This is a genomic window from Gemmatimonadota bacterium, from assembly GCA_016209965.1.
GTDB lineage: Bacteria > Gemmatimonadota > Gemmatimonadetes > Longimicrobiales > RSA9 > JACQVE01.
Genome location: JACQVE010000340.1, coordinates 1 through 7488, shown reverse-complemented (window position 1 = coordinate 7488; position 7488 = coordinate 1). Strand labels below are relative to the sequence as shown.

Below are 7488 nucleotides of genomic sequence, written 5' to 3'. Positions count from 1 at the left end.
GCGCTAGCCCCCGCGCGGACGGGCTGAGCTGGCAGCGATTGGACTTCGAGGCGGACGGTACGCACCCCAGCCGTTCGGGCGAGGCGAAGGTGGGCGCGGCGCTGCTGGCGTTCTTCAAGAGCTCCCCGTACACCCGCTGCTGGTTCACCGCCCACGCCGCCTGCTGACCCCGCTCCTGCACCAGACCTGTTGGTTCCGCAGAGTTGTAGCGGCTGAGTCAGGTTTCATCAACGACCGTGTTCAGACGTGCACGCTGCACGAATAGTGCACGACTACGGTCACGCCGAGGCGGAGCCTCGTCAGTAATCGATGAGGGGAATCTGCGCCCGAGTGGCCGACGGGACCTCGTGGCAGTTTCTGCAGCGCGCCTCGTACGACTCCAGGCCGCCCACCTGGATGGTGGGACCCTCGGCCGGGGCGGGCCTGCCGTCGAGCAGCCGCTGGTTGCGGGTCGCCGGCCCGCCGCAGCGCACACAAATGGCGTGCAGCTTGTCCACCTGCTCCGCCACCGCCAGCAGGGCCGCCATGGGGCCGAAGGGATCGCCCCGGAAGTCCATGTCCGTTCCGGCGAGAATCACGCGCACGCCACGGTCCGCCAGCGCATTGGCAACCTGCACGATCCCGTCGTCCAGGAACTGCACCTCGTCCACGGCCAGCACCTCGACGTCCGGGCGGAGGCGCTCCATGATCTCGGCGGACGAGCCGATCAGCTCCGCATGCAGCTTGCCGCCGTCGTGGGAGCTGACGGATTGCACGCCGTAGCGATCGTCCAGATGGGACTTGAAAACCTGTACTTTCTTGCGGGCCAGCGTGGCGCGACGGATGCGGCGGATTAGCTCCTCCGATTTGCCGCTGAACATCACGCCGCTGATCACTTCGATCCAGCCGCCTCTGCCCTGGTTCATCCCCGAGTTTACGCGGCGCCTGCCGGGGTGTCCAGAGCGCCTGCGAGGCGCTGACCAGCGCTGCCGCCGGGTCTCCACGCCCGCCCGCCTGCCTCTCGGCGCGACCGGTTACACCGGCGCGCAGGCCAGCGCCTCGGTCTCGCTTTCGTTTCTCAGCACAGCGCTCGGAGCCGACTGCTCCGGCGTCGCCTGCCCCGGCGCCACTGCGCCGGATCCGCCATCCGCTCGATCTGCCTCGGCCAGGTAGACCGCCACCGCGTCCCGATACCGCACCCCGTCAATGCCGCCGGCGCGCGCCTCTTTACGGATCCAGCACTCCACGATCCATTCCCAGCCGATATGCGTCCGCACCTCCGAGGGGCGGCAGTCCACGAGTCGTTTCATCTGATTGCTCATGGTGAAGCCGTCCGGGTAGCCGCAGCGTGCCGCCGCACGGAAGACGGCGGCGGGATCCCGCTGCAGCCGCACGGCCACGTGCATCAGGCGCGCGAACTGGAGCCAGTGCGAGGGCACGGGCAGCCCGGCAGCCGCGAAGTGCCGGCCCAGCGTCCGGCGCGACGTGTGCAGCCGCCGCGCCAGCTTCGAGATACTGCCGACCTCCGGAGCCAGCTCGAGGATCCGCGCGACCTGCCGCCGCATCTCGTCACTCCGAAGCAGATGCCGCCGCACCAGGTACTGCGTCACGGCGGGCGCCAACTGGGTTGGAGCCAGCGACAGCACCTCCCGCACGCGCGCCGGCGAGTTGATGCGCCCCGTCGGCAGCACGGCCTTGGCCTCCAGCGCAGTCAAATAGCTGAGGAGCGGCAGGGCTCGCGCCAGCTCGCGCGCCGGCGGCAGCACGATCACCAGCCCCAGACCCGGCGGCCGGTCATACAGCCTCTGGAACTCCTCCTCCTGAAGCCTGCCGTCCACTAGCCACCAGATCAGCGCCAGCCCCCTGGGCGGCAAGGACGGCGCTGCCCACGAGGCATCGATGGTCTGGAACTCCTCGTATGGCGGCGCGAAAAGCGCCAGACAGGGCTCGGGCCGGCAAAAAACCGCAAGTGCCATGGTCACCTCCGCTGGTCCGGATGCGTGAGCTGCGCCGCAAAGACGCCTGCTCTGAAAAACCGAATTTGTAAGGGGCTGGCTCGTGACCTGGGTCAGTTCCGGCACTGCGCAGCGGAGCAACCTCCGTTCCCGCCACTTTCCCGGACCCCATAATCCGCGCCATGCCGCCGCTCGCGCCTCGTTTTGCTCGCTGCACCGGCGGATAAGCGCACGGGCGGGTCTGTATCCCCCGGATACAATCCGCGTCGGCCAGCGCCAGGAGGAGCCCGCTTCCATCCCGTTCCCGTAGACAACCCGCGTCTGCCAGCATACGGGGAGCGAGAGGGACCAGGCTTGCGGCGTTGGCGAGGGTACGAAGGGAAGCAGGCGCCGCCCTCCGCCGGTGCGGGGCAAGGCCGCAAAGCTCGCAAGCCCGCCAAGCCCGCGCGACGGCTTGACCGGGCTCGCCGCCCAGCCTAGCTTGGCCGGCGTATCTGCTCTTGCCCCGATTTTCTCACCCGAGCTGCGCGGGCTCCCATGCTTGTCGAAGGCCGTATGACGCGCGAGGTCATCACGGTTTCGCCCTCGGCGACACTGGCGGACGCCTGGGGGATCATGCGCGCTCGCCGCATCCGACACCTGCCTGTGGTAGATGGGGGTCGGCTGGTGGGGCTGGTTGCTGCGGGGGACCTGCGGGCGGCGGCGCCCCTGCCGGGCAACGGTGTCACGGCTGCGGAGCAGCCGGGCGCGCTCGGCAGCCGCACGGTCGCGGACATCATGATCCGCGATGTCGTGCAGACCTCGCCCCGTGCGCCGGTGGAAGAGGCGGCCCGCCTGCTCTACGAGCACCGGATCGGATGCCTGCCCGTGCTGGCGGATGGCGTGCTCGTAGGGATCATCACCGAGACCGATGTGCTGCGCGCGTTTGTCGATTTGTTCGGCGCCCGCGAACCCTACAGCCGTATCGAGGTGCGCATGCCGAATCGGCCCGGCGAGTTGGCCCGCGTCGTCCGCTTGATTGGCATCGACTACCGCATCAACATCACAGGGCTGGTGATCCCGCCGGTAGCGACGAGCGAGGCGGTGGCGATCATTCACCTGCAGACGCAGGAACCCGGGAGTCTGGTAGAGGCGCTGCAGAAGCTCGGTTATCAGGTGGGCTGGCCGAGCCTCTAGCTCGGGCCGAGAGGCTGCGAAAGACCGCGGAGCCCGTGCCGGGCTAGACGCGTGCGTCTATGCTTTGGCGAAGCCCGTAGCGCCGGCCCTCGCCGCTGCCGATCCGCACCAGCTCCCGGCTCAGGTAGGCGGGGCCGACATCGACCCGGTGCACCAGAACCGGCTCCGTGGCCTCGCCCGGCTGCGGCGCGAGCTGCTCCCGGTCGCCGGGCGCCGGCCGCCCTTTCCCGATCGACAATTCCTCACGGGCGACGTTGCCGGCCAGCATCAGTCGCATGGGGATCCCCGCCAGCCCGCGGTGCAACGCCGCCGTGCTGAATCGGAGATAGACGGTTTCTCCGCCGGCGCGCGCTACCGCCAGGTAATGGAAGGCAAACTGGAACATCCTGCCGCGCAGGTGGATCAAGGAGCCCCGCTCCATGAGCCCCGTCGCTGACTCGATCCGCAGCCGCCGGCCCTCCAACGTGACCGAGCCCGATCCCCGGACGAAGGCCGGCTGCCATTGCATCCCCAGGAGTGCGTAGCGGACACCCAGTCCTTCCGCCCTGGGGTGATGGACCGTGGCGCGCAGCTCGAGGTGGAGGTTCAGGTCCACGGCAGCCCCGGACGTGCGGAACGCCCGGCCGTGGTACGCGACCGTGGCATTCTCCGACGGTCCCAGCGCGATGTTCAGCGAGGAGACCCGCCGCCCTGCGATCAGCAGGCGTTCGCTCCCGGCCGCGACGAGCAGGTCATCCCATTTGGAGAGCGGGTGGAAATACGGGTAATGGCGCGCGTGCGACCCCGCCACCACAGCCAGGTCACTGCCGTCTTCCAGCGTCCCCACCAGGAAAGCGCCCAGGTAGCCGGAGCGGTAGAATGGGCCGTACACCAGGGCGCGGCCCCGCCGCTCGCGCCTCCAGATCGCGCCTCTCCCTGCAGGAGTGGCCGGTGCTGGGGAGTCGGCTTCCATCTGTTCCAAGAACTCGGAGGCAGCAGGCATGGCGAAACAGGTTTCCCGCGGCGTCAGCGCTGGGCCAGCCGCTGGCTAAAGTCGCCTGCGGCTGCCCGCCGGGCAAGGCCGGCACGGAACACCCGGCACGGAACACCGGCACGGAGGCCCACCCGCTTCAGTAGAGGTAGACCGGCGTGCCCACCCGCACCAGACCGTAGAGCCGCCTCAGTCCCGCATTGCTGATCCGTACGCAGCCGTGGCTCACGGGGCGGCCAATCGAGTCCTCATTGTACTCGTGCGTGCCGTGGATCAGGTAGCCGCCGCCCATGTCCAGCTTGTAGGGGCCCAGGGCGTCCGGCACCCGACGCTGCGCCGTGCCGGCCGGCGGGATGAAGATCTTGCCATCCAGGATGATCTCGATTCGCAGTCACCTGCGACCTGCACCTGCACGTGCTCGTGCACGCGCACGGCCTTCACGAACTGGTTCGCTATGGAAGCTGCGAGAACCCGTTACGCCAGTTGCGGCAGTGCGATGTCCCGCGTGGCCAGGATGGCCGCGATGGCTTCGCCGATCTTGTTGTTGGGCGTCGAGGCGCCGGCCGTCAGGCCGACCGTGACCGGACCCGCGGGCAGCCAGTCGGGCGTGGTCGTCTCCAGCGCGTCCGGCGAGAGCTCCGCCTTGTGCCGGATGACGCCGCTCCCCACTTCGATGCACGAGGGATCGCTGATATGGTAGGTGGCCGTATACTCCCGGCACAGGTGCGCCAGGTGATTGGTGTTCGAAGAGTTGTAGCCGCCGATCACCACCATGATGTCCGGCGGCTCGCGCAGCAGCTTCAGCACCGCATCCTGCCGCTCCTGCGTGGCCGAGCAGATCGTGTCGAAGGAGCGGAAGTGCTGGGCCAGGCTCTCTGCGCCGTAGCGCCGGGCCAGGCTCTTCCCGACCTCCTCGGCAATGGCCAGCGACTCGGATGCCAGCATGGTCGTCTGGTTCGCCACGCCGATGCGGACCAGGTCGCGTTCCGGCTCGAACCCCGGTGAGCTCTGCCGGAGGAAACGCCGCTGCAGCTCCTGGCGCGGAAGCGCCCCCGCCTTCCGCTCGATGAAGTCGCACACCAGGCGAGCCTCCGCCATGTCCCGCACAATGAGGTACTTCCCGCCCGGGTGGTTCGTGACCTGCGAGGCCGTCGCCTTCGATTCCTCGTGAAAGTGCTTCCCGTGGATGAGCGCCGTGAACCCGTCGCGCGCATAGGCGTCCACCCGCTTCCACACGTTCAACACGGAGCCGCACGTCGTGTCCACCAGGATGCAGCCGATCTCGCCCAGCCGGCGGCCATCCCCGGTCGTGACGCCGAACGCCGGGATGATCACGACGTCTTCGGCAGTGATCCCGGAAAAATCGAAGCGCCCGTCCCCGCCCGGGTACAGGAACGAGATGCCCATGTCCCGCAGGCGCCGGTTTACGTGCGGATTGTGGATGATCTCGCCCACCAGGAACACGCGGCGATCCGGAAACTTGTAGGTCGTCTGGTAGGCGTACTCGACGGCCCGGTCCACGCCGTAGCAGAACCCGAACTCCTCGGCCAGGCGGATCGTCACATCGCCGTAAGCGGCTGAATAGCCGCCCGCGCGGATCTCGTCCACCAGCGCGCTGTGGTACTCGGCCGCGAGCAAGGGCTCGACTTCGCGCTTGAGGCCGAACCCGCGGCGGAAATACGTCTGCTCCATGACCTCGCCCGCTTCCATCCGGTCGCCCGCCCTGGACGAGCCCGTCGGTCCCCCTTCAAGCAATGCTACCCCATTTGGCGAAAGGCGGCAAGGCACAGTAAGTTACAACGCTAACCGCGCGACAGCGCGCGGGCGCACCGTCTGGCCGTCGCCGCTGCTAGCATCTATCTTTTGATTTTTCCCGTGGCACTCGCAGGTGAAAGGCGAACAAGTGGACGAGCACTCGGTGGAGTTCCTGAAACGATTGTTGAACACCCCGGGGCCCAGCGGCTTCGAGGCCGCCGTCGCCCGCGTGTGGCGGGAGGAAGCGGCCACCTTCGCCGACCGCGTAGAGGCCGATGTCAGCGGCAACTCGATGGCTACGCTGGGAAACAATGGTGCGTTGCGGGTCATGCTGGCCGGCCACATCGACGAGATCGGCCTGATGGTCACCCACATCGACGATGACGGGTTCCTCTACGTCGATGGGATCGGCGGCTGGGATGCTCAGGTGCTGGTTGGCCAGCGGGTGCTGCTGCTCTGCAAGGATGGCGGCGTTCGGGGCGTGATCGGCAAGAAGCCGGTCCACGCCCAGAAAAATGAGGAAAAAGAGAAGGCCTCCAAGCTCTCGGACCTCTGGGTCGACGTCGGCATCAAGGGGCGGGACGCCGTGCTGCGCAAGGGCGTACGGGTCGGCGACCCGGCGGTGATCGATGCCGAAGCCGTGGACCTGAGCGATGGCCTGATCGCGAGCCGCGCCGTGGACAACCGTATCGGCGCTTTCGTGGTCCTCGAGGCACTGCGCCTCCTCTCGCAGGATCGGCCCACCGCGCAGGTGACGGCCGTGGCCACGGCTCAGGAAGAGATCAGCTATCACGGCGGCGGCGCGAGCACGAGTGCGTTCCAGGTGGAGCCCCACGTGGCCCTGGTCGTGGACGTGACCTTCGCCACCGACTACCCGTGCATGGACAAGAAGGAGCTGGGCGACCATAAGCTGGGCGGCGGGCCCGTGCTCACCCGCGGCTCGGCCGTGCACCCCCTGGTCTTCGAGCGCCTGGTGAGCGTCGCGGAGCGCGAGGCGATTCCCTATACCATCACGGCGTCGCCGCGCTTCACCTCCACGGATGCGGACGCGATCTACCTGTCGCGCGCAGGTGTGCCCACAGGCCTCGTTTCCATTCCCAACCGCTACATGCACTCCCCCAACGAGATCATCAGTTTGCAGGATCTCGAGAACGGCGCGCGCCTGATCGCTTCATTCGTGCGCGAGCTGGGCCTGGACACAGACTTCGTTCCCCGATGATGCCCGGGCCGGCGCCGATACGGCGCGGGACATGCTGTACCAGTGGCCTTCACGGGTGGCCTGGTCCGCGGCCCATCCCGGACTGGCGTGGGCCGTCGGCGTGCGCCTTCCTGGTGGGCCCCCAACCCCTTGATGCGAGGTGAGGACGTTCCATGCTCGAAGCATCCCAACTGGTAAAACGGCTGCAGGAGATGCGGGAAGAGGGGTACCTCTCGGACGCTATCTTGCGCCAGGCGGTGAAGACCATCCACGCGTCTGACGAGCGCTTCCACTGGGTCGGCGTCTACCTGCTGGATCCCGAGGAGAACGTGCTCTGGCTGCACAACTATGTTGGCCAATCGACCGAACACGCCAGGATCCCCGTCGGTCAGGGCGTGTGCGGCACGGCAGTGGCCGAGCGCCGCAACCAGAACGTGGCGGACGTTACCAAGCTC

At 68.0% G+C, this 7488-nt stretch carries 9 protein-coding genes; 4 read left to right on the top strand and 5 right to left on the bottom strand.

The genetic code is table 11. From position 1 onward, the window contains the following. Positions 1-167 (top strand): hypothetical protein (locus HY703_13630; GenBank protein MBI4546234.1); only part of this gene is annotated, 167 nt, incomplete at its 5' end. Between the two features lie 132 nt (positions 168-299). On the opposite strand, the gene HY703_13625 is transcribed toward HY703_13630, so the two are convergent. Continuing rightward, positions 300-905: a thymidine kinase gene (locus tag HY703_13625; protein ID MBI4546233.1), complete on the bottom strand. Its 606-nt coding sequence runs from the start codon at positions 903-905 to the stop codon at positions 300-302. A 108-nt stretch (positions 906-1013) separates the two neighbouring features. Next, a complete protein-coding gene (locus HY703_13620; protein MBI4546232.1) occupies positions 1014-1955 on the bottom strand; it encodes a helix-turn-helix transcriptional regulator in 942 nt (313 codons plus the stop codon). 534 nt (positions 1956-2489) lie between these two features. On the opposite strand from HY703_13620, the gene HY703_13615 reads away from it, so the two are divergent. Beyond that, entirely contained in the window at positions 2490-3110 is a 621-nt protein-coding gene (locus tag HY703_13615) for a CBS domain-containing protein (GenBank protein ID MBI4546231.1), read from the top strand. A 43-nt stretch (positions 3111-3153) separates the two neighbouring features. Here HY703_13615 and HY703_13610 read toward each other — a convergent pair whose 3' ends face one another. The 3 genes from HY703_13610 to HY703_13600 all read right to left on the bottom strand — a co-directional run bounded on the left by HY703_13610 (position 3154) and on the right by HY703_13600 (position 5790). Continuing rightward, entirely contained in the window at positions 3154-4062 is a 909-nt protein-coding gene (locus HY703_13610; protein ID MBI4546230.1) for a hypothetical protein, read from the bottom strand. A gap of 157 nt (positions 4063-4219) precedes the next feature. After that, positions 4220-4372, bottom strand: coding sequence for a L,D-transpeptidase (locus tag HY703_13605; protein MBI4546229.1), 153 nt, complete (start codon positions 4370-4372; stop codon positions 4220-4222). Between the two features lie 182 nt (positions 4373-4554). Beyond that, the gene (locus HY703_13600; GenBank protein ID MBI4546228.1) at positions 4555-5790 is read right to left on the bottom strand and encodes a 4-hydroxy-3-methylbut-2-enyl diphosphate reductase; all 1236 of its coding nucleotides are present in this window, start codon (positions 5788-5790) and stop codon (positions 4555-4557) included. A 193-nt stretch (positions 5791-5983) separates the two neighbouring features. Here HY703_13600 and HY703_13595 point away from each other — a divergent pair, with 193 nt between their 5' ends. Together HY703_13595 and HY703_13590 are read left to right on the top strand one after the other, a co-directional pair. After that, complete coding sequence (locus HY703_13595) at positions 5984-7054, top strand: M42 family metallopeptidase (protein ID MBI4546227.1); 1071 nt, start codon at positions 5984-5986, stop codon at positions 7052-7054. A 152-nt stretch (positions 7055-7206) separates the two neighbouring features. Next, positions 7207-7488, top strand: a 282-nt coding sequence (locus HY703_13590) for a hypothetical protein (GenBank protein ID MBI4546226.1), incomplete at its 3' end; no start/stop codon positions are given.